Raw genomic sequence first — 22228 nt, 5'->3', positions numbered from 1 at the left:
CAGTGTCTTACAAAGTTTCCCCACGCCCCGCGTGCCCAAACAAAACACCCCGCCGAAGCGGGGTGTCTGGACGAGTCGATGACGATCAGAGCTCGCCGTAGCTGTGCAGGCCGGAAAGGAACATGTTCACGCCCAAGAAGGCGAACGTGGTCACCGCCAGACCGACCAGGGCCCACCAAGCCGCGACGGTGCCACGCAGGCCTTTCATCAGGCGCATGTGCAACCAGGCTGCGTAGTTCAGCCACACGATCAGCGCCCAGGTTTCCTTCGGGTCCCAGCTCCAGTAGCCCCCCCAGGCCTCGGCTGCCCAGAAGGCGCCCAACACCGTGGCGATGGTGAAAAAGGCGAAGCCCACGGCGATCGCCTTGTACATCACGTCGTCCAGCACCTCGAAGCTGGGCAGACGCTCGGCAATGCGGCGACGGCCGAACATGATGGTGGCCACGATCAGCGCCGAGACACCGAAGTACACGAACCAGTAGCTCCCGCCTTTTTCAACCGCCGACTGGCGGAACACGATGGGCTCAAAGCACAGCACCAGGCCGAGCAGCCACAGCGGAGCGAGCTTGTACCAGCGCGACTCGCTCGCGCTCTGCTTGATCAGGTACGCAAAGGCCAGCATGGCCGCGATGGCAAAGGTGCCATAACCGATGAAGTTGGCCGGCACGTGCAATTTCATCCACCAGCTCTGCAGGGCGGGCACCAAAGGTTGAATGGCGTGCGCCTCGCGGACCACCGTGTACCACAGCAGAAAACCCACCGCGGCACTGACCACCAGCATCACGAACGCACCCATGCTGCGCGTCCGGTACTGGTCTTCGTAATACAGGTAGAAGGCCGCGGTCATCCAGCAGAACAACACGAACACCTCGTAGAGATTGCTCACCGGGATGTGGCCGATGCCCACCCCAATCTGGTGGCTCTCGTACCAGCGCACCATCGTGCCCACCAGCGCCAGCGTCACCGCCACCCAGGCCAGCCGCGAACCCAGCAGCTCAAAGGTCTGGCCGGCGCGGGTGAACATGCCGGCCCAGTAGAACCCCGTGCTCATGAAGAACAGCATGCTCATCCAGAGAATGGCCGACTGACTGGAGATGAAGTACTTGAGCAGAAAGACCTGATCGGCACGGGCCAGGTCCGCAGAACCCGCAGGCGTCTGGTACAGCCAGATCGCCAGCAGCGACAACGCCGCCACCACCACCACCAGCGAACGCAGGGGGCGCCAGAACCAGCCCAGCCAGGCGATCACCGGCACCGCCCCGACGAGGATGCCCTTTTCGTACACGTCCATGCTGCCGCTGTACCGCGAGAAAGCCCAGAGTGCGCCGGAGATCAGCAGCGCGGCGAACAACCAGTCCCACACATTGCGGCGCGCGAAATAGCCCGCCTCCAGTCCCGCGCTCTTCCCCCCCGGCTTCAGTTCAAACGTCTGTGTCGCGGTGTTCATGATTGCGCCTTCAACAGTTGGGTCTTCAACAATTCAAACTCCTGATCGGATTCCATCGTCTTGCGGTTCGATGACAGCGCCATGCTGGCCAGGCTCGCACCATCACCCTGGGGAGACAACCAAACCCACACCCGCCGCTCGCGCACGTACAACATGGCAAACACCCCGAGGATCAGAAAGAGGCAGCCCAGATAGACGATCGTCTGCCCGGGGGCCCGCGCCACCTGGAACACGCTGGCCTGCACGTGCTGGAAGTCCTTGAGCTGGAAGGTCACCGGCGCAGGGTAGTAAAAACTGTCGCTCAGGCTGAGCACGACCCGCGACATGAACTGCTGCGCCGCGTCGTCGCGCTCCAGCGGCTTCTGCCCGGCGCGCTCCCGGCTGATCTGCAACAGTTCGAACAGGGTGCCATTGAGAATGCGGACCAACACATCGCTGGCACGCTCTCGCTCGGCCTCGGGAACATTCGCCTCCAGGAAGGCCGACACCGCTTGCAGGCCGCCCTTGATCTCCGGCGCTGGCGTGACACTGTCGGCCTTGACCTCCGCCTTCTCAGCACCCGCGAAAAGACCCAGCGCACGTTGGGCGGAGGCCACCAGGGCCTGCGTCAGCTCGGGCTTGCCCGGTTCGACCGCACCCGCCGCGTAACGGCGCACCGCCTCGTCGCGCATCGCCGGATCGGCGAGCGCCGACCGCAGGCGGACAAAACCATCGATGCCATCGTGGTCGTCCACCGGGATGCGCAGGTAGCGCATCGGCTCAGCCGGCGACTCGCGCGTGCCCAGCAGGATCATGCGCGCACCGTCCAGCTCCACGGGAAGCATGTAGTTGTGAAACTCCACCGCCTGGCCGGCCGCGTCGCGCAGCTTGTAGGTGATGCTGGGTCCGACGTTGCGCAATTTCTTCTCGGTCACCGTCTTGTGCCCCGCACCCAGACGGCTCTCGATCGACGAGCGGAGGTCGACCGTGCGCACATCGGTGCCTGCCCCAGCACCCTCGTTGGCAAAGTTCTCGACGTTGATGACCCGCAGGCCGGTGTACTCCAGCGTGAGCTTGTTGCTGCCGTTGCTGAGCGCCGATGTGCCACCGATCACGCCCGAAACCTCGAACGGTGCCACCGTCTCTCCCATGGGGAAGGCCTGCAACTTGACCTTTGACCCCCCGTCGTCAAAGCTGGACTGGTAGATGTTGATGCCACGGTGGCTGGCCGGATGGTTCACCTCGACGCGGGCCTCTTTCTTCTCGCCCGTCTCATGGTCATGGATCACGATGTCGCTGGCAAACAACCGGGGCATGCCCGTGTCGTAGTACTCCACGATGAACTTCTTCAGCTCCACCGAAAAAGGCAGGTCCTGCAGCAGCACGCCGTCGGACTGGGCCAGGATGGCGGTGCCCGAGCTGGTGCCCTCGGTCACCAGCAGGTTGCCTCGAAAGGTGGGGTTCTGAGGCGACAAGCGGTGTTCGGGGGCCACGTCCGCGATCAGACCACCACCGTTGTACGAGGTCTTGCCGTTGAACCACATCTGGGCGCGTACCATCAGATCGCCGTCCAGCAGACCGCCGATGCAGACGAGCACGATGGCGCTGTGGGCCGCGAGGTAACCGATCTTGTTGGCCACCCCTTTTTTGGCAGCCACCATCCAGCCCTGTCCCTGCGGCGTGGAACGTGACTGAAGCTTCACCTTCCAGCCGGAAGACAAAAGCGTCTGGCCCATGCGGTGGGCGGCGGCTTCGGGCATCTCTGCCAGTGCGTTCTCGGCGCGGTTGGGAAACGACTTCAGGCTTTGCTCACGGATGTTTTCCTTGAACGCCTTGTAGTCGGAGAAGATCTTGGGCGTGTTGCGGATGATGCACAGGCTGGTGCTGAGCACCAGAAATGCCAGGATCAGCAGAAACCACCACGCGCTGTAAACCGTGAAAAGGCTGGCGCTGCCGAACACGTCAGCCCAGAAAGGGCCAAACTGGTTGGTGTAATTGTTCAGCGGCTCGCGCTGCTTGACCACGGTGCCGATCACCGAGGCGATGCAGATCACCGTCAGCAGCGAGATGGCGAAACGCATCGACGACAGCAACTCCACCACGTTGCCGAGAATGCGGGAACCGGTGCGCAGTTGCAGGCCTTGGGTGGTGGCGGTCATGTCAGGTGGGGACGACAAAAAGGGTGGTTCCGGAAAAGCCAGAACACACCCTGATGTGAGCTATTTCGGAGCTGGCGGTTCAATGCAAAAGCAAGACTTGCGCATTGTGCCGCCAAACATTAACGTCGGCTTATATCCCCGGAAGCTCCGGGGCCTTGAGATCAGCGCAACCCGGCGATGTAGTCGGACACGGCCTTGATTTCCTTGTCGTTCATCTTGGCGGCCACACCGGTCATCTGCGCGTTGTTGACGCGGGTGCCCGAACGGAAGGCATTGAGCTGGGCGCTCGTGTAATCGGCATGCTGCCCCGACAGGCGCGGGTACTGCGATGGGATGCCCGAGCCAGCAGGGCCGTGGCAGCCTGCGCAAGCCGCGATCTGGCGGTCGGCGATGCCGCCGCGGTAGATGCGTTCACCGAGTCGCACCAGGTCTTTTTCTTTCGCGAAACCAGTGGTGGCCTTCTGATCGGCCAGCCAGAACGAGATGTTGCGCATGTCGTCGTCGGACAGCGCCGCAGCGAAGCCTTTCATGATGGCGTTGTCGCGCTTGCCCGACTTGAATTCCTGCAACTGCTTGACGAGGTACTCGGGATGCTGACGTGCCAGCTTCGGGTTGGCGGGCGTGGTCGAGTTGCCGTCCGCAGCATGGCAGGCCACACAAACCTGACCGTACAGCGCGGCCCCTTTGGCGAGATCGGGTTTGGCAGTCTGAGCTTGGGCGCTGAACGACAGGACTGCCGCGGCAGCGGCGCAAAGAAGTGATGCTGGCAATTTCATGTCGGGGGCTGTCGTCGAGGGCGACGGCGTCAGGTTGAGGAAATTCGCGGTATTTGGGTGAATAGCCCATCGATTTTACAATGTCCCACCGGGAAAACCCCAAATGACCCAAGACCACACTCCAGCCCCCCCTGCCTCACACCCTCCTTCGACAGACCCCCGGGTCCAAGACGGCCCTTCCCCTACCGCTGGAAAACCCGCCGCCAAGGCATCGAGACCAGACCCGAAAATCGCTCACGGCTGGCTGCACACCGCCCGCTTCCTGACCACGGCGCCCCAGCTGGAACACCTGCCCGCGCTGGATTTGCCCGAGATCGCTTTTGTCGGGCGGTCCAACGCCGGCAAATCCACATCCATCAACACGCTCACGCAGCAAAAGCGCCTGGCTTTTGCATCCAAGACACCGGGACGCACGCAGAGCATCAACCTCTTCTCGCTGGGCAAACAGGGGATTCACGACGCCGTGTTCGCCGACCTGCCCGGATACGGCTACGCGGCCGTGCCGAGGGAGGCCAAGCTGCGCTGGCAGAGGGTCATGGGCAATTACCTGATCACGCGGGAAAACCTCCGCGCGGTCGTGTTGCTGATTGACCCACGCCTGGGCCTCACCGAGCTCGACGAGATCCTGCTGGAAGTGATCCGCCCCCGGGTGGAAGCCGGCTTGAAGTTCCTGGTGCTGCTCACCAAGGCCGACAAGCTCACTCGTTCCGAAGCCGCCAAGGCGCTGTCCATCGCGCGCCTGCAAACCGGCGGTGGCGAGGTGCGGCTGTTCTCCGCGCTCAAGAAGCAGGGGCTGGACGAAGTCGCCCAGTTGCTGTGGGACTGGACCCACGAAACCCGCAATGCCCCACCAGCGGCCGTGGCCCACACCGCCGCGCCTGACGCCGACGAAGAAGAGCCGCCGGCGCTGGGCTGACCGACCCGAGGCGCGATCAGCGGTAAAAGGAAGGCTCGCCGTTGGGGCGGGTCTTGAACCGCTTGTGCACCCAGTAGTACTGCTCGGGCACAGCGTCGATCCAGTGCTGCAGTTGCTGGTTCATGTGCACGGTATCGGCCACCACGTTGTCGGTGGGGAAGTCCTTCCATGGCGGGAGCACCGTGACCTCGTAGCCGTCCGGGGTCAGGCGGCTGACGATAGGCAGGACGCGAGCGCCACCCATGCGTGCGAAGCGCGACAAGGAGGGCACCGTGGCGGCGGACACACCGTAAAACGGCACGAACACCGAGTCCCGAGGCCCGTAGTCCATGTCGGGCAGCAGGTACAGCGGCTCACCAGCGCGCAGCGCCGTGACCAGGGCCTTCAGGCCCGCGCTCTTGGCCACGATGTGGGGCTCGCCGAACCGGCGCCGGCCGTCGGCCATCCACTGGTCCAGCACCGGATTGCGTTGCCGTGCATACAGGCCACAGAACCGCCGCTGCACGTGGGCCGTGAGCGCCATCCAACCAGCGTCCATGCCCACGAAATGTGGAGCGAACAACAAGGTGGGCACCGTTTCATGGAGCGCCTGCACCTCGCCTGTCAAACGCAGCCGACGACGCACGACCTCAGGGCGACCTTCCCACAGCCAGCTGCGGTCCAGCCACGCCTGCACAAACAGCACAAAGTGACGGCGCACCAGTTGGCGCCTCTGCGCCTCGCTCCGCTCGGGAAAACACAGCGCCAGATTGACCTCGGCGATGCGGCGGCGGCGCAACGCCAGCACGAACAACAGGTGTCCGATCAGCCAGCCCAGCGCCCGCAGCCAGGACAGGGGCGCGTGCTTGAGCACGCGCATCAGCGCCAGGCCGCCCAGACTGAGGGCGCTTTTCATGAAAGGACGGCGAGCGGCCGGTGCGGACGGATGGGACATGAAGGGGTGAGTTCTCGGGGATCAAGTGCGCTGCGCACGCTCGGCATCCAGACGCGCCGCGTGGCTCAAACCCGCCGGCGCCTTGTACCGGTCGTAAGACCAGAGGTACTGTGTCGGGCACTCCTTCACCAGGGACTCCATCGCCTGGTTGATCTGCCTGGCCGCTTGCTGTGGATCGCTGGACAGCTGGCCATCGCCGTCTGCCATGAAGGGGCGCACCCGGGCGCGGTAGCCCCGCCCCCAGGACAGGCGTTCACCCCAGATCAGCACCACCCGGGCGCCGCCGGTCTGGGCCAGGCGCGCGGAGAGCGTCATGGTGTACGCGTCGCGACCAAAAAAGGGAGCCCAGACACCCTGCCCTGACGGCGGCACCTGGTCCGGCAGCAGGCCCACCGCCTGGTGTTGCTTGAGCGCCTTGATCAGTTGTTTGACGCCCGCCAGGGTGGTGGGCGCGGTGTGAAGCCCGGGCCGGTTGCGGGCTTCCATCAGCTCGCGCAACCAGGGCTGGCGGGCCGGGCGGTACAGCACCGTGATGGGCATGCGCTCGCCGAACCGCTGGGCCACCAACTGGGCGGTGACCTCGAAACAGCCCAGGTGCGGGGTGAGGTACAGCAAGCCATCGCCGTGCGCCATGGCTTCTTCGACATGGGCCACACCGTCCCAGTCAACGTGCACTGGCCGACCCAGCCACAGCCGGGGCAACTCCGCCACCAGCTTGCCCGACTCCGCGACCGATCCGAGCGCGACCGAGCGCGGGTACCCGGCGAGTCGGGCATGGGCAAACAGCCTGCGCCGGTACCGAGGCGACGCCAGGAACGTCAGCCAGCCCAGTACCCAGCCAAACGCGTGCAGCAGCGGCAGCGGCAACACGGACAAAAATCGGAACAGAAGCTGAAAGAAAGCCGTCACAAAACACTCTTATGACGCGATGGCCGTCACCGGCATCGCGCCCTGGTACCTTAAAATGGCGCCCATCGCCGAGTTATTGAACTAATTGCGGGGCGATTCACAAATTCCGCTAAAGCGTTCGCCGAACCAGAAAACCGGCAACGCCGGTTCATCAACTCTGGAGTTTATATGGCGAACGATTTCCTCTTCACCTCCGAATCCGTCTCCGAAGGCCACCCCGACAAGGTCGCCGACCAGATTTCGGACGCGATCCTCGACGCGATCTTCAAGCAGGACCCGCGCAGCCGCGTGGCCGCCGAGACCCTGTGCAACACCGGTCTGGTGGTGCTGGCCGGTGAAATCACCACCAACGCCCACGTCGATTACATCCAGGTCGCGCGCGACACCATCAAGCGCATCGGCTACGACAACACCGAGTACGGCATCGACTACAAGGGCTGCGCGGTGATGGTCTGCTACGACAAGCAGTCCAACGACATCGCCCAGGGCGTGGATCACGCCTCCGACGACCACCTGAACACGGGCGCAGGCGACCAGGGCCTGATGTTCGGCTACGCCTGCGACGAAACGCCCGAGCTGATGCCCGCGCCGATCTACTACGCGCACCGCCTCGTCGAGCGCCAGGCCCAGCTGCGCAAGGACGGCCGCCTGCCCTTCCTGCGCCCCGACGCCAAGAGCCAGGTCACGATGCGCTACGTGGACGGCAAGCCGCACAGCATCGACACCGTGGTGCTGTCCAGCCAGCACGCGCCCGAGTACAGCCTGGGTCACAAGATGACCGACGCCTTCTACGAGGCCGTGCGTGAAGAGATCATCAAGCCGGTGCTGCCCAAGGAGTTCCTGACCGCCGACACCAAGTACCTGATCAACCCGACCGGCCGCTTCGTCGTCGGCGGCCCGCAGGGCGACTGTGGTCTGACCGGCCGCAAGATCATCGTCGACACCTACGGCGGTGCCTGCCCTCACGGCGGTGGTGCGTTCTCGGGCAAGGACCCGTCCAAGGTGGACCGTTCTGCCGCATACGCGGCGCGTTACGTCGCCAAGAACGTGGTCGCCGCCGGCCTGGCCAAGCAGTGCCAGGTGCAGGTGGCCTATGCCATTGGCGTGGCCAAGCCGATGAACATCACGGTCTACACCGAAGGCACGGGCGTGATCAGCGACGACAAGCTCTCGGCCATCGTGGCCGAGGTGTTCGACCTGCGCCCCAAAGGCATCATCCAGATGCTCGACCTGCTGCGCCCGATCTACGAAAAGACCGCTGCTTACGGCCACTTCGGCCGCGAAGAACCCGAGTTCACCTGGGAACGCACCGACAAGGCGCCCGCGCTGCGTGCTGCTGCAGGACTGTAAGCAAGCACTTGCCAACTGCGAAAGCCTCGCCGGTGCGGCGGGGCTTTTTTTTGCCCCGGCATGGCGGGTTGTCCCTACGGAGGGCTGTATTTTTCCGGGCAGCGTCCGATAATCCAGTACAGACTAGGTGGTCTGTGCCACGCAATGACCTGGAGCCAAGAACCATGGAAACCCCTGTCAGCCCTGAACGGACCGACACCGCCAACCCCGAACTCGAGCGCCTCGTCGCCTTGCGCACCCGGGAGCTTGAGCAGGCATTGGCTCGCGCTCAGTCACTCTACAACCAGGCGCCTTGCGGCTACCTGTCCCTTGATGCCGACCTGCGCGTCGTGAACGTCAACCAGACGCTGCTGGGCTGGCTGGACCTTCCCGGTGACGAGGTGATTGGGAAAATGGACGTGTTTGCCGTGGTCGATCCCTCTGCTCGGCCGGTGTTGCAAAGCCGCATGCAGGCGCTCGCAGAGACCGGGCACACCGATCCGATGGAGATCGAGGTCCGCCGCCGTGACGGCAGCCACTTCATGGCGCTGTTCTCGTCCACCGCCGTGACCGACGAACAAGGGCTGTTTCTGTACAGCAACACCACCGTGGTGGACATCAGCGAGCGCAAGGCAGTGGAACAACGGGTGGCCGCTCACGACAGCTTCCTGCGCAGCATCACCGACCGCATTCCCTCGCACCTGGCCTACTACGACAAAGACCTGATCTGCCGCTTCGCCAACACGGCGCACGCCAGCCGCTACGGCAAACACGCCAGCGAGATGGTCGGCACGCACCTGAGCCAGGTGGTGAGTGAGGACCAGTTGCCCGAGATCCTGCCGCACGTGGCCGACGCATTGAGTGGCCAGTCACAGACCTTTGAAGCCGAGCGACTGGAAGACGACGGTTCACGTAGCTTCTACGAGATTCACTACATCCCCGACTTCCAGCACGGCGAGGTGGAAGGCATCTTCATCGAACTGCACGACATCAGCGAGCGCAAACGCACCGAAGAGTTCGTGCTGGAGGCCAACCGCGACCTCGAAGAACGGGTACGCGAACGCAGCGCCGAGTTGTTCCAGAGCGAGCAGCGCTACCGGCTGATGGTGGACGCGATCCAGGACCACTGCATCTACTTCGTCGACGCGGACGGCGCCGTGACCGAATGGACGGAAAGCGCGCAGCGCCTGCACGGCCACACCCGCTCGCAGATGCTGGGCCAGCCCTTTCTGCAGCTGCTCGCGGTGGACAACGCGGGTGAGGATGAGGTCGATCCGGCCCAGGCATTGCGCCTGGCCAAGGCCCACGGCCAATGGGAAACCCGAGGATGGCGCCTGCGCGACGACGGATCACGCTTCTGGGCCCACACCGTGCTGACCGCGCTGCGCACCGAAGCGGGCGATCTGCAGGGCCTCTCGTGCATCACCCGCGACATGACCGCGGCCAAGAGCCTGGAAGATGTGATGAACGACCTCAACCGCGAGCTGGAAAAGCGCGTGGCTGAACGCACCCAACAGCTGGTCGCCGCGAACAAGGACCTCGACGTGTTCTCTCACATGGTCTCGCACGACCTGCGAGCGCCGCTGCGCCACATCGGCAGCTTCGTGAGCCTGCTTCAGGAGCAGATGGGCGAGTCCAAGGACACACTCGCCCTGCAGTACCTGAACTCGATCGCCAAGGCCAGCAAACGCATGAGCCAAATGATCGAGGGCCTGCTCGAATACGCCCGTCTGGGCCGGGTGGCCATCGAGTCGCAGCCGGTGCCCTTGGCGACCCTGCTCGACGGCGTGGTGGCCCACCTGAAACAGGAAAACCTGGGCCGCTCCATCGAGTGGGTGATCGAAGACGACCTGCCGGTGGTGCGTGGCGACGCCATGCTGCTGGCCCAGGCGCTGGGCAACCTGCTGGGCAACTCGGTCAAGTACACCCGCACCCGGGAGCACGCCCGCATCCAGGTGGGCTGGAAGGTCAACCCCGTGGGCGGGCGCACCTTCTACGTGAACGACAACGGGGTGGGCTTCGACCTGGAGAAGGCGCACAACCTGTTCGTCATGTTCCAGCGCCAGCACCATTCCATGGACTTCGAAGGCACGGGCACTGGCTTGGCCCTGTCGCAACGCATCATCGAGCGCCACGGTGGCCGCATCTGGGCCGAAACCGCGCCAGGCGAGGGCTGCACTTTTTATTTCACCCTGCCATTTGACGTGCAGGAGCCCGACCTCGACTTTCCCAAGTCCGCCATGGCGGAGCTGGCGATCTGAGGAACCAGTTCCAGCAGACCCAGGGGTTCACTTGACCGCCAGCGGCGGTGCATGAACGCCGTCACTTTTTTGACCCTCCGGCGCCGCGCGGGGATCAGACCCCAGCGGGCATTCGCACGGGCAGGTGCAGCACCACCCTGCGCGGCTCGCCGGCCAGTCGGTCCAGCGCACGGTGCAGCCGCTCCATCAGGCGCTCATCATCGTTCGCGGCGTCGCTGCTGTCACCCGCGTCAGGCAACGTGGCAGAGACCAGGCGAAAGCGCAGCGTGAGCTCGACGGGCAAGGTCGGCACCCGCTCCAGCCCCCTGGCCACCACGTGCTGGGCCAGCAGCTTGAGCTGATCAGGTCGTTGTGGCCCCTCGATCAGCATGGCGAAGCGCGTGTCGGACACCCGGCACACGGTGTCCACATCGCGCACCACCTCCGACAGCCGGGACGCGGCCACCACCAGCGCACGGTCGCCGGCCTCGCGGCCTTCTCGCTCCACGATCTCGGCGTGGTTGGCCAGCTCGACCAGCACCATGCCGCAGCGGTGACCGTAGCGCCGCGAACGCCGCAGCGCGTCGCGCAGGCGCAGCGTGAGGACCAGCGGGATGGTGAGTCCGGTGAGCGGGTCGGTGCTCTCCAAAGCGCGCAGGCGCGCCCGGTTCTCGTTGAAATCCTTGGCGCGACGGTGCAGGATGTAAAGCAGCAACGGGATCTCGATCGCCGAACCGATCAGCACCGCGTACTGCATCGCCCAGCTGTCAGGCAACACACCCGCGCTGCGCAGGGCCGGAAACGGATACCCCAGGTGCACCGGCAGGAAGCCCAGTGCCATCCAGCCGGAATAGGTCTCCCCCAGGCGCCAGGTCCACAGACACAGCGCCACGCTGAGCAACACCGACAGCAATCCGTAGAGGTTGAGCACCGCGAAGGTTGCCGGGGTCTGAAGGTTCACATACAACAGCGGGTACAGCAGGCCGAACACCGACCAGGCAACGACAAATCGGTCCACACCCCGGTGGTGGCGCGAGACGGCGCAGACCTCGCGCACGAACCAGATGCCCGAGGCCGTGAGCCACAGCATGAACACCGCTGGCGCCATGTCGTTCCACCGTGCCGACTGGTCCCAGAAAAACAGCCCCCCGATGCCCGTGAACGCGGCCTGGAACCCCAGCATGAAGGCGACATAAAAGCAGTAGGCAACAAACGCCCGGTCGCCATAGAGCCGCGCGTGCACCCAGCCCAGGAACAGCACCAGCAGCCCGAAACCCAGGTAGCCCCCGACCATGAGGAAGGTCCAGTAGCGCTTGGTCTGAAGGCTGTTCTCTGTCAGCAGTTGCAGGCGCGGGCTGGTCGGGGTCGGCGAATTCATCACCTTCAGCCACACCGGGCCCTGAACCTGGGCGTCGATGGCGAAGACCGGGGTCTGGTCCGGGTGGTCCCACTGCGCCACAGGCAGGTGGTCACCCGCGCGCTGCCTGGTCCAACCTCCGTCCGCACCCCGCTGGTACAGATCGACCTCGTTGGTGAAGGCCGCGGCACTGAGCAGCAAGAACCAGCGCTGCGAAGGTTCCAGCCGAGGCAGGTCCAGACGCATCCAGAGCGCCGAGCTGCCGAGGCTGAAAGAGCGAAACCCGTCCATCTTGACCAGGGTCTCTGCGGGCTGCGCCGCCACCTCGTCCACACTCTGGGCGCCCGAGGCATCGATCCAGTAGCGACTCGACAGGGTGATGTCGCCCTCGCCGTCCGACGCCCAGGCCGGCGCCGCCCATCCGGACAGACACAGGCACAGCGCCAAAGCCCACAACCAGGCCCCGAGGCGGCGCGGTGGGGCCCGGAGCTGCATGTGAGCCGGTCGGGACGGTAAAAAAACCATCCCGGCATCGTAAAGGGTGGGTCGGGCGTGCATGACGAATGTGACGTGAAAGTGGGCCAGGCGCGGCATTCTGTGGCTCAGGCGCCGCGCTGGGGAGCGGGCCGCCAGGTGCCGGTGGTGGTCATGCGGTCCTCCAGGCCATTGATCCATTCGGGTGCGCAGGGGTCGTCGCTCCAGGCCGCAATGGTGTCGGCCATCGGGTTGAGCACCCGCTCCGGCAAGGTCAGGGGCCGGGTCTGGTCCATCAGGAAGCGGGTCAGGAAGTGGTAGCCCACGACCCGCGTGAACAGCCGGGACAGCGAAAACCTAGGGAGCACCAGCCGCACCAGCCCGTCGATCAGCCCGATCAGCAGGCGGCCCAGCGTGAAGACCAGGCGGGTGGGCCACGACACCTTTTCATCCACACCGATCAGCCGCGCGGTGCCGGGCCCGACCAGCCAGCGCGTGAGCGGCACCGGCAGACCGCGCAGCACCGGCAGGCCGATGGTGCGCTCCATGGTCTGCATCAGGGCCCGACCGAGGGCCGGGCGCGGGTCGACGGGCCCGGTGGGCGCTCCCGCGCTGGCCTGGATGCGCTCGAACAGCACGGTGGCCTCGTCCATGGTGTCGACCATCAGTTCGCGCCGCACGCCCAGCACATGGCCCATCACGTTCCAGGCGTGCAGGCAGGCTTCTTCGTCCGCGCGCGACAGCCGGAGGCCCAGGGTGCGCATGCCCTTGAGGAAGCAGTAACCGAAGGTCAGCAGGGTGTAGGCCAGCTCGATCTGGTTGCAGGGCAGGCCCTGCCGGTCCACGTCCCAGCCGTGCGCCATGAGCGCGGCGTGCATGCCGGTGGGGGCGGCATCGCCAGCCTGCGGCGCGACCCGGCCCCGCACCCGCTCCGGATCGCCGCGCAGGATCAGGTGGCGGATGGTGGCGTGGATGAGGCGCACCTTGAGCACCTGGGCCACGCCCGCGCCGTCGGCGCCCATCAGGCCTCCCTTCATCATCACGGGGAACACCATGGCCGCGGTCTGGCGGATGCGGTGCTCGGTGTGCTGCTCCAGCTGGCCCGCGATGTGCAGCACCTCGGCCAGGTGGGGCAACACATAACACTCGGGCAGGCTGGAACAAAACAGCAGCGTGCACGACAAGGGGCCCTGCGCCATGAAGATCGCCTCGGCCCGCTCCACCTTGGCGCGGTCGGCCCACTCGGGCAGTTGCCGGCCTTCGTCCAGGTAGGCGCGCAGGGTGGCCACCACCGCCGGGTCCGCCGAGGTGTCGCTGCCGTCCCATCCGGCGAGATCGCCATTGGCGGGCCAGCCCGCCATGAGCCGGGTGGCGGAGGCCAGGCGCGCCGCGCCCGGGCCCATGGCCCCCGTGTCGCCGACCCAGGGACCGACCAGGGACGCCACCGCCCGGTCCGCCAGCGGATCGGCTTCCAGGGTCCAGGGCGCCAGCGGCACATCGGCGGTCCGGCTTGGGGATGTGTGGCGCTCGGGGTGCGACCAGTGCCACCAGGCCACGAGCGCCACCAGCGTGGGCAGCCCCATGGCGAAGAAGGCGATGGCACGGATCTCGATCGGGTGACCCAGCAGCACCTGGAACACCAGCCCGCTGGCGTAGATGCCAATGGGCACCAGCGCCGCGAGCGCCACCTTGCGCGACAGCGTGGGCGCGCGCCGGGGCGCGGCCAGCGCCTGGAACAGCGACATGATCAGCAGCCCGACCACCATCCAGCCCGCGAAGCCCTGCAGGGTCTCGCCGAACCAGCCGCCGTCGGTCTTCTGCATGATCCAGGCCTTGAGCACGAACACGAAATAAGGGTCGGCGCCGAGGTCGAAGGCGGTGACCACCATGGCCGCCAGCCAGGCGGTGAGCAGCCCGCTGCGAAAGCTGGGGCCGGGGTGCACTGGCGCGCGCCACAGCATCAGGCAGGCCATGACATAGCCCACCAGGCACAGCGCGAACCACATCAGCGGGATCGCCAGGGGCACGTCGCCCAGGCGGATGCCCAGCACATCGGTGTAGGTATAGCGGCCGAAGAACCAGCCGCGCGACGAGCCCATCTGCTCGGCAAACCAGCCCAGACCCAGCGCCAGCAGGGCCAAAGCACTCGCCGACCGGAAGCCGAGCAGCGCCCGCGCCGACCAGGCGCAGGCCCAGAACATGACCACAGAGGCACCGGCCAGCGCCAGCGTGAGCGGCGGGTCGCGCCACGCGGTGGCCAACAGGTAAGCGACGGACAACAGGCCCGCCGACCACACAACAAACGAACGCGAACGCACAAGGGCCACAGGCACCTCACAGATTGATGTTGATCACAAACCCCCTGACCTCTCGGCCTGCAACCGGGCAGTGGAGCCCGACCCAAGGACCGAACCGATTGTCACCGTTTGTCAAAAATCGACACACAGCGCGCCGGTGTACAGCCGATTTGCCGCACAGGCATGGACGGGTTTTCCCGAAATAGACCGGCCAATACCCACATCCGTCCCCGACTGGAGGGGAAAAAGAAGCCCCTGCGTCTTGAAAACGACACAGGTCGCCCTTATCATTAGCACTCGCTGACGTTGAGTGCTAACACCTTGACGCCAAGTCGATCAGCGGCCCCACCCGTCCCGGGATGGCTGAAACCGTCTGACCCAATCCCTTCCTCGTTCAATTTCAGGAGATGCAATGAACCTTCGTCCTCTCGCCGATCGCGTGATCGTCAAACGTATCGACAGCGAAACCAAGACCGCTTCCGGCATCGTCATCCCCGACGCCGCCGCTGAAAAACCCGACCAGGGCGAAATCCTGGCCGTCGGTCCCGGCAAGAAAAACGACAAAGGCGAACTGTCGGCCATGAACGTCAAGGTCGGTGACCGCGTTCTGTTTGGCAAGTACAGCGGCCAGACCGTCAAGGTCGACGGCAATGAACTGCTGGTCATGAAGGAAGACGACCTGTTCGCGGTCGTCGAGAAGTAAATCTTCCGTCCCTCATCCCAAACCAATACTGAAGGAACCTGAAAAATGGCAGCAAAAGACGTGATTTTCGGCGGCGAAGCCCGCGCCCGTATGGTTGAAGGCGTGAACATTCTCGCCAACGCCGTGAAAGTGACCCTGGGCCCGAAAGGCCGCAACGTGGTGCTCGAGCGCTCGTTCGGCGCCCCCACCGTGACCAAGGACGGTGTGTCCGTGGCCAAGGAAATCGAACTCAAGGACAAGCTCCAGAACATGGGCGCCCAGATGGTCAAGGAAGTCGCTTCCAAGACCTCCGACAACGCCGGTGACGGCACCACCACCGCCACCGTGCTGGCCCAGGCCATCGTGCGCGAAGGCATGAAGTACGTGGCCGCCGGCATGAACCCGATGGACCTCAAGCGCGGCATCGACAAGGCTGTGGAAGCCCTGATCGCCGAGCTGAAGAAGGCCTCCAAGGCCACCACGACCAGCAAGGAAATCGCCCAGGTCGGCTCCATCTCCGCCAACTCCGACTCCAGCATCGGCGACATCATCGCCAATGCCATGGACAAAGTGGGCAAAGAAGGCGTGATCACCGTGGAAGACGGCAAGTCACTGCAGAACGAACTCGACGTCGTCGAAGGCATGCAGTTCGACCGCGGCTACCTGTCGCCCTACTTCATCAACAACCCGGAAAAGCAAGCCGCCTTGCTGGACAACCCCTTCGTGCTGCTGTACGACAAGAAGGTGTCCAACATCCGTGACCTGCTGCCCACGCTGGAGCAGGTCGCCAAGGCCGGCCGTCCGCTGCTGATCATTGCCGAAGACGTCGAAGGCGAAGCCCTGGCGACGCTGGTGGTCAACACCATCCGCGGCATCCTGAAGGTCGTGGCTGTCAAGGCCCCTGGCTTCGGCGACCGCCGCAAGGCCATGCTGGAAGACATCGCCATCCTGACCGGCGGCAAAGTGATCGCCGAAGAAGTCGGCATGACGCTGGAAAAAGTGACCCTGGCCGATCTGGGCCAGGCCAAGCGCATCGAAGTGGGCAAGGAAAACACCACCATCATCGACGGCGCCGGCGCTGCCGCTGACATCGAAGCCCGCGTCAAGCAAGTGCGCGTGCAGATCGAAGAAGCCACCAGCGACTACGACCGCGAGAAGCTGCAAGAGCGCGTGGCCAAGCTGGCCGGCGGTGTGGCCGTGATCAAGGTCGGCGCTGCCACCGAAGTCGAGATGAAGGAAAAGAAGGCCCGCGTGGAAGACGCCCTGCACGCCACGCGCGCTGCGGTGGAAGAAGGCATCGTCGCCGGTGGTGGCGTGGCCCTGCTGCGCGCCCGTCAGGCCGCTGGTGTCATCAAGGGTGACAACGCCGACCAGGACGCCGGCATCAAGCTGGTGTTGAAAGCGATTGAAGCGCCCCTGCGCGAAATCGTGGCCAACGCCGGTGGCGAACCGAGCGTGGTGGTCAACGCCATCCTGGCCGGCAAGGGCAACTACGGCTTCAACGCCGCCAACGACACCTACGGCGACATGATCGAAATGGGCATTCTGGACCCGACGAAGGTGACCCGCACCGCGCTGCAGAACGCCGCTTCGGTGTCCAGCCTGATGCTGACGACCGAGTGCATGGTTGCTGAATCCCCGAAGGATGACGCACCTGCCGGCGGCATGGGTGGCGGCATGGGTGGGATGGGCGACATGGGCGGCATGGGCATGTAAGTGCTCCTTGCCTGAGACGCCATGCCGGCGTTGCAAGGGCTTGCCGTGGCGCTGCCACTGTCTACGCCCTTGCGCCTTGGCCTGGCGCCTCATGCTGCGTCGGAATGCATCACTGCACGCTGACCAACCTCCAAGAAAAAGCCCCGCGAAGCGATTCGCGGGGTTTTTTTCTGGGTGGTTGTCTTCTGGCCTGTGGTTCGCCAGACGGGGGTTCAGAGGCGCGTGGGAGGACCCGCGAGCGAGTCGCGCTCGGCCAGCGGGCGGAACAGGCGCCACCAGGCCAGACTGACGCCGATGGTGCCCAGCCCGCCCAGCACCACCGAGCCCACCGGCCCGAACGCCGCGGCGGTCACGCCCGACTCGAACTCGCCGAGCTGGTTGCTGGCGCCGATGAAGAGCGTGTTGACCGCCGCCACGCGGCCCCGCATGGCGTCCGGCGTTTCCAGCTGCATCAGGGTCTGGCGGATCACTACGCTGACCATGTCGGCCGCGCCGGACACGGCCAGCGCCAGCAGCGACAGCCAGAACGAGGTGGACAGGCCGAACACCACCATGCACAGCCCGAACACGGCCACCGCCACCAGCAGCTTGCGCCCGACGCGCCGCTCCAGCGCCCAGTGCGACAGCACCAGCCCCGCCGCCAGCGCACCGACCGCTGGCGCCGAACGCAACACACCCAGCCCTTCGGGTCCGACGTGCAGGATCTCCTTGGCAAAGATCGGCAGCAATGCGGTGGCGCCGCCCAGCAGCACCGCGAACAGGTCCAGCGACACCGCACCCAGCAGCACCGGATGTCCCCACACGTAGCGCACACCGGCCAGCAGCGTCGACGCGCTGACCGGCTCGCGCGCCACCGGCTGGCGCTCGTAGCGCACCCACAGGCAGGCCAGCGCCGCACCGAGGAACAACAGCGTGCAGACGATGTAGACCGCGTTCAGGTTCACCGCAAAGATCAGCCCACCGAGGGCCGGCCCGCCGATGACGGCCGCCTGGGTGCCGGTGGAGGTGACCGCGGTGGCGCGGGCCAGCAGCGCCGCCGGCACCAGGGACGGCAGCAGCGCCTGCTGGGCCGACATCTGGAACGGCCGGATCGCCCCCAGCAGCGCCGACAGCGCCAGCAGCCACTCGCGCGACACCGCGTGCGCCAGCGTGCCAGCCACCAGCAGCAGCGCCACCGCCGCCTGCGCGGACAGGCACAGCGCCACGATGCGGGCGCGGTGGTGGCGGTCGGCGGCGTGGCCGGCGGGCAGCGTCATCGCCAGCGCGGGACCGAACTGGAACAGCCCCACCAGCCCGAGGTCCCAGGCGCTGGCGGTCAGCTCGTACATGTGCCAGCCGATGGTCAGCATCAGCATCTGGGTGCCGGCGACCGCTGCCACCCGGGCGCACCAGAAGCGGACGAAGGAGGCGTGTGCGAGCAGCTCGGGCATGCGCCGGAGGCTAGCACGCGACCATGAGCCGGCGCCCCGGGTCGAAGGTCAGTCCCGGGTCACCGGCTCCCAGCGCCCGCTGCGCTCCGATTGCCACAGGGCGTCGATCACGCGGGCCTGGGCCACGGCGTCACCCAGCCGGGACGCATCGGGCGACGCCCCCTCGCGCACGCGGCGCGAGAACGCCTCCACCTCCAGCCGGTACTGGTCGGCCGCTGGCAGGGTTTCGATGGTGACGCCGCTGCCGTCCAGCGGGCCACCCTCATCCAGCGCCAGCCGCATCTGCCCGTTCCGGGCGGCGTTGAAGGGAATGAACAGCTCGATCCGGCCGGTGGTGCCGATCACCTGCACCCGCTGGAACGGCACGCTCTGGGTGGAGACCGTGAAGCTCAGCTGCCGCCCGGCGCCGAAATCCAGCAGCGCGCTGCTCAGCCGGTCGGTCCCCAGCACCGGGTCGCGGTCCACCAGCGAGACCGCGCGCCGCGGCTCGGCCTCGAAGAGGGAGCGCCCGGCCAGGATGGCGTAACACCCGATGTCGTACAGCGCGCCGCCGCCCATCGCGGCCTGGTTGCGGATGTTGGCCGCGTCGTCGTTGAAGTACGAGAAGAACACCTGCACCGCGCGCGGCGTGCCGATGCGCCCGGCCCGCACCAGCTCGCGGGCACGCAGCCACTGCGGGTGGTGGCGCACCATGAAGGCCTCTTCGATGTGCACCCGCGACGCGGCGATCTGCACGGTCTGGGCCTCGGCCGCGCTGAGGGCGAACGGTTTCTCGCACAGCACGTGCTTGCCGGCCGCTGCGGCTTGAAGGGTCAGCGGCACGTGCAGGTGGTTGGGCAGCGGGTTGTAAACGGCCTCGATGGCTGGGTCGGCGAGCAGCTCCTCGTAGCTGCCATAGGCCCGCGCAATGCCCGCCGACCGCGCGGCGGCCTGCGCCGTCGGCAGCGACCGCGAGGCGATGGCACGCAGTTCCACCAGCGGACTGGACAGCATGGCCGGGATCACCTGCTCGATGCCGATCTTGGCCGTGCCCAACACCCCCCACACCACCGGTTTCATGTTCATTGGCACCATTCAGTGATCGGTTCACGTTCTTCGTTTGGCGGCCCTGCGGCTCAACGGAACATGTGGTCCTTGTAGTAGCCAGACGTCACCAAGGTTTCGCGCCAGTTGTTGACATCCACCGTCACCGGCTTCAGCAGAAGGGATGACATCGCCTTCACGCCGTTGTTGTAGGTCTTTTCGTCGTTGACCAGGGGCGCCTTGTTGGTCAGGATGGCCTGCGCCATGGACGCTGCCGCCAGCGCCAGTTCGCGGTTGTCTTTGAAGATGGTGAAGGCCTGCTCGTTGCGGATGATCGAGCGCACCGATTGCACATCGGCGTCCTGCCCACTCACCACCGGCCAGGGATGACCCCCTCCCGTGCCATAGCCCTTGAGCTTCAGCGCTTGCAGCAACTCGATGGCAATGCCATCGTTGGGCGAGAGCACCGCATGGAGTCTCTGTTTGGCGTAGGTCTTCTCCAACATCTTCTCAAACCGGAAACGGGCGGTGACGCCGCTCCAAGCCTGTGTCGACACCGCGTCCATGCCCATCTGCCCAGACCCGACCGTGAGCTGCCCGCTGTCGAGATAGGGTTTGAGCACCGACATGGCGCCGTTGTAGAAAAAGAAGGCGTTGTTGTCGTCGGGCGACCCACCGAACAGCTCGATGTTGAAAGGCCCTTTGGCCTCGGGCAACTTGAGACGACGGACGATCTCGGTGCCCTGCAGAACACCCACCGCGAAATTGTCGAAGGTCGCGTAGTAGTCCACATGGGGCGAATCGCGGATCAGGCGGTCATAGGAAATCACCCTGACCTTCAGGTCCGCTGCCTTCTTCAGGATGGGCGCCAGGGCAGGCCCATCGATGGGCGCCACGATCAACACCTTCGTCCCCTTCCCCAGCATGTTGTCGATCTGGGCGATCTGGGTGGGCACGTCGTTGTTCGCAAACTGCAGGTCGGAGACCAGGCGCATGCCATTGAACGAACGCACCAGCGCCAGGCCATCGATCACCCAGCGCTGCAGCGCGAGCGTGGGCATGGCGAGGCCCACATCGACCTGGCTTTGGGCACGCACCGTTGTGTGGCCCAACCACCCGACCGCCATGGCAGACACAAGACATTGACGGCGTGAAATCACAAAACAATCCAATCGAGACGGGTCAGGGGGTCGGCCACGGCACAGTGACCTGGGGTCAGAGGTAGCTGTTCAGCAGGTTCTCAAGCTGCTCCTGGCGACCCGACACGGGTGCCGTGTCCTGATTGCGTGTCAACACCTGCGCAGCGAGTTGATCGAGCCCCATCTGCCCACTCAAAATCTGCTGCCCGAACGGCGCGCGCCAGCCGGCGTAGCGGGCATCGACCTGCGCGTCCAGGCGCCCGTCGAGGATCATCTTCTCGGCGATCAGCAGGGCGCGGGCCGACACGTCCATGCCGCCGATGTGGCCGTGGAACATGTCTTGTGGATCGATGGACTGGCGGCGCACTTTGGAGTCGAAGTTCAGGCCGCCGGTGGTGAAGCCGCCGCCTTGCAGGATCAGGTACATCACCAGTGCGGTCTCGGGGATGTTGTTGGGGAACTGGTCGGTGTCCCAGCCGCACTGCATGTCGCCGCGGTTCATGTCGATGGAGCCGAAGATGCCGAGGTCCAGCGCGGTGGCCACCTCGTGTTCAAAGCTGTGGCCCGAGAGCGTGGCGTGGTTGCCTTCGATGTTGACCTTGATCTCTTTGTCGAGGCCATAACGGCACAGGAAACCGTAGACCGTGGCGGTGTCGAAGTCGTACTGGTGCTTGGACGGTTCGCGCGGCTTGGGCTCGATCAGGATCGTGCCCTTGAAGCCGATCTTGTGTTTGTAGTCCACCACCATGTTCAGGAAACGGCCCATCTGGTCGAGTTCCTGGCCCATGCGGGTGTTGAGCAGGGTCTCATACCCTTCGCGGCCGCCCCAGAGCACGTAATTTTCGCCGCCGAGTTTCAGCGTGGCGTCCATCGCTTCTTTCACCTGCAACGCGGCCAGCGCGAAGATCTCGGGATCGGGGTTGGTCGAGGCGCCCGACATGAAGCGGCGGTGGCTGAACAGGTTGGCCGTGCCCCAGAGCAGCTTCATGCCGGTCTGCGCCTGCTTGGCCTGCAGCACGTCGACCATCTCGTGCAGGTGGTTCACGCTGTCGCGCGGCGTGGCGCCTTCGGGGGCGACGTCGCGGTCGTGGAAGCAGTAATAAGGCGCGCCCAGCTTGGCGAAGAACTCGAAGGCCGCATCGGCCTTGGCCTTGGCCGCCGCCATGGGGTCGGCCATCTTCTGCCAGGGCCGCTCGAACGTGCCGTCGTAGCCGAAGGGGTCGAAGCCGTTCCAGCAGAAGCTGTGCCAATAGCAGACGGCGAAACGCAGGTGGTCTTCCATGCGCTTGCCCAGCACGAGGCGGTCTTTGTCGTACCACTTGAAAGCCAGCGGGTCGGTGGACGCTGGGCCGGCGTAGGCGATGGGGGAGATGTCGGAAAAGTAGGTGCTCATGGGTGGTTGCTCTTCGGGTTGTCGGTTG

16 protein-coding genes are annotated in these 22228 nt (G+C 65.4%); 5 read left to right on the top strand and 11 right to left on the bottom strand.

All coding sequences use genetic code 11. The annotated features are described in order from the left end of the window. Window positions 1–85: 85 nt before the first annotated feature. From ccsB to IM738_RS01315, 3 genes are all read right to left on the bottom strand, one after another. A complete protein-coding gene (gene ccsB, locus IM738_RS01325) occupies window positions 86–1447 on the bottom strand; it encodes a c-type cytochrome biogenesis protein CcsB (RefSeq protein ID WP_236964110.1) in 1362 nt (453 codons plus the stop codon). Then, window positions 1444–3585 (bottom strand): cytochrome c biogenesis protein ResB, encoded by a 2142-nt coding sequence (locus tag IM738_RS01320; RefSeq protein ID WP_236964109.1) that lies wholly within the window; start codon window positions 3583–3585, stop codon window positions 1444–1446. Before IM738_RS01320 ends, ccsB begins: the two co-directional genes overlap by 4 nt. Window positions 3586–3746: 161 nt before the next feature. After that, the gene (locus IM738_RS01315; protein WP_236964108.1) at window positions 3747–4361 is read right to left on the bottom strand and encodes a c-type cytochrome; all 615 of its coding nucleotides are present in this window, start codon (window positions 4359–4361) and stop codon (window positions 3747–3749) included. 103 nt (window positions 4362–4464) lie between these two features. Here IM738_RS01315 and yihA point away from each other — a divergent pair, with 103 nt between their 5' ends. Then, window positions 4465–5277, top strand: a complete 813-nt coding sequence (yihA, locus tag IM738_RS01310) for a ribosome biogenesis GTP-binding protein YihA/YsxC (protein ID WP_236964107.1) — start codon at window positions 4465–4467, stop codon at window positions 5275–5277. 16 nt (window positions 5278–5293) lie between these two features. Here the strand turns inward: yihA and IM738_RS01305 are convergent, their stop codons facing one another. Further along, window positions 5294–6172: a lysophospholipid acyltransferase family protein gene (locus tag IM738_RS01305; RefSeq protein ID WP_236964106.1), complete on the bottom strand. Its 879-nt coding sequence runs from the start codon at window positions 6170–6172 to the stop codon at window positions 5294–5296. 60 nt (window positions 6173–6232) lie between these two features. Further along, window positions 6233–7120, bottom strand: a complete 888-nt coding sequence (locus tag IM738_RS01300) for a lysophospholipid acyltransferase family protein (protein WP_272907753.1) — start codon at window positions 7118–7120, stop codon at window positions 6233–6235. A 168-nt stretch (window positions 7121–7288) separates the two neighbouring features. Here IM738_RS01300 and metK point away from each other — a divergent pair, with 168 nt between their 5' ends. Both metK and IM738_RS01290 read left to right on the top strand, forming a co-directional pair. Next, complete coding sequence (metK, locus tag IM738_RS01295; RefSeq protein WP_236964104.1) at window positions 7289–8470, top strand: methionine adenosyltransferase; 1182 nt, start codon at window positions 7289–7291, stop codon at window positions 8468–8470. 164 nt (window positions 8471–8634) lie between these two features. Further along, window positions 8635–10710 (top strand): PAS domain-containing sensor histidine kinase, encoded by a 2076-nt coding sequence (locus IM738_RS01290; protein WP_236964103.1) that lies wholly within the window; start codon window positions 8635–8637, stop codon window positions 10708–10710. Between the two features lie 94 nt (window positions 10711–10804). Here IM738_RS01290 and IM738_RS01285 read toward each other — a convergent pair whose 3' ends face one another. Beyond that, the gene (locus IM738_RS01285; protein WP_236964102.1) at window positions 10805–12541 is read right to left on the bottom strand and encodes a sensor domain-containing diguanylate cyclase; all 1737 of its coding nucleotides are present in this window, start codon (window positions 12539–12541) and stop codon (window positions 10805–10807) included. A 107-nt stretch (window positions 12542–12648) separates the two neighbouring features. Continuing rightward, complete coding sequence (locus IM738_RS01280) at window positions 12649–14853, bottom strand: carotenoid biosynthesis protein (RefSeq protein WP_236964101.1); 2205 nt, start codon at window positions 14851–14853, stop codon at window positions 12649–12651. 376 nt (window positions 14854–15229) lie between these two features. Here IM738_RS01280 and IM738_RS01275 point away from each other — a divergent pair, with 376 nt between their 5' ends. Continuing rightward, complete coding sequence (locus IM738_RS01275) at window positions 15230–15520, top strand: co-chaperone GroES (RefSeq protein WP_068174446.1); 291 nt, start codon at window positions 15230–15232, stop codon at window positions 15518–15520. Window positions 15521–15565: 45 nt separating this feature from the next. Then, window positions 15566–17215, top strand: coding sequence for a chaperonin GroEL (gene groL, locus IM738_RS01270; RefSeq protein ID WP_236964100.1), 1650 nt, complete (start codon window positions 15566–15568; stop codon window positions 17213–17215). 212 nt (window positions 17216–17427) lie between these two features. Here groL and IM738_RS01265 read toward each other — a convergent pair whose 3' ends face one another. From IM738_RS01265 to xylA, 4 genes are all read right to left on the bottom strand, one after another. Then, window positions 17428–18645, bottom strand: a complete 1218-nt coding sequence (locus IM738_RS01265) for an MFS transporter (RefSeq protein WP_236964099.1) — start codon at window positions 18643–18645, stop codon at window positions 17428–17430. A gap of 48 nt (window positions 18646–18693) precedes the next feature. Next, window positions 18694–19710, bottom strand: a complete 1017-nt coding sequence (locus tag IM738_RS01260; protein ID WP_336886544.1) for a Gfo/Idh/MocA family protein — start codon at window positions 19708–19710, stop codon at window positions 18694–18696. 50 nt (window positions 19711–19760) lie between these two features. Next, the gene (locus tag IM738_RS01255) at window positions 19761–20765 is read right to left on the bottom strand and encodes a sugar-binding protein (RefSeq protein ID WP_336886543.1); all 1005 of its coding nucleotides are present in this window, start codon (window positions 20763–20765) and stop codon (window positions 19761–19763) included. A 118-nt stretch (window positions 20766–20883) separates the two neighbouring features. Next, window positions 20884–22200, bottom strand: a complete 1317-nt coding sequence (gene xylA / locus IM738_RS01250; protein ID WP_236964098.1) for a xylose isomerase — start codon at window positions 22198–22200, stop codon at window positions 20884–20886. Window positions 22201–22228: the final 28 nt, after the last annotated feature.

It is taken from the genome of Hydrogenophaga sp. SL48, assembly GCF_021729865.1.
Lineage (GTDB): Bacteria > Pseudomonadota > Gammaproteobacteria > Burkholderiales > Burkholderiaceae_C > Hydrogenophaga.
This window is presented reverse-complemented; position numbering and strand designations above follow the sequence as displayed.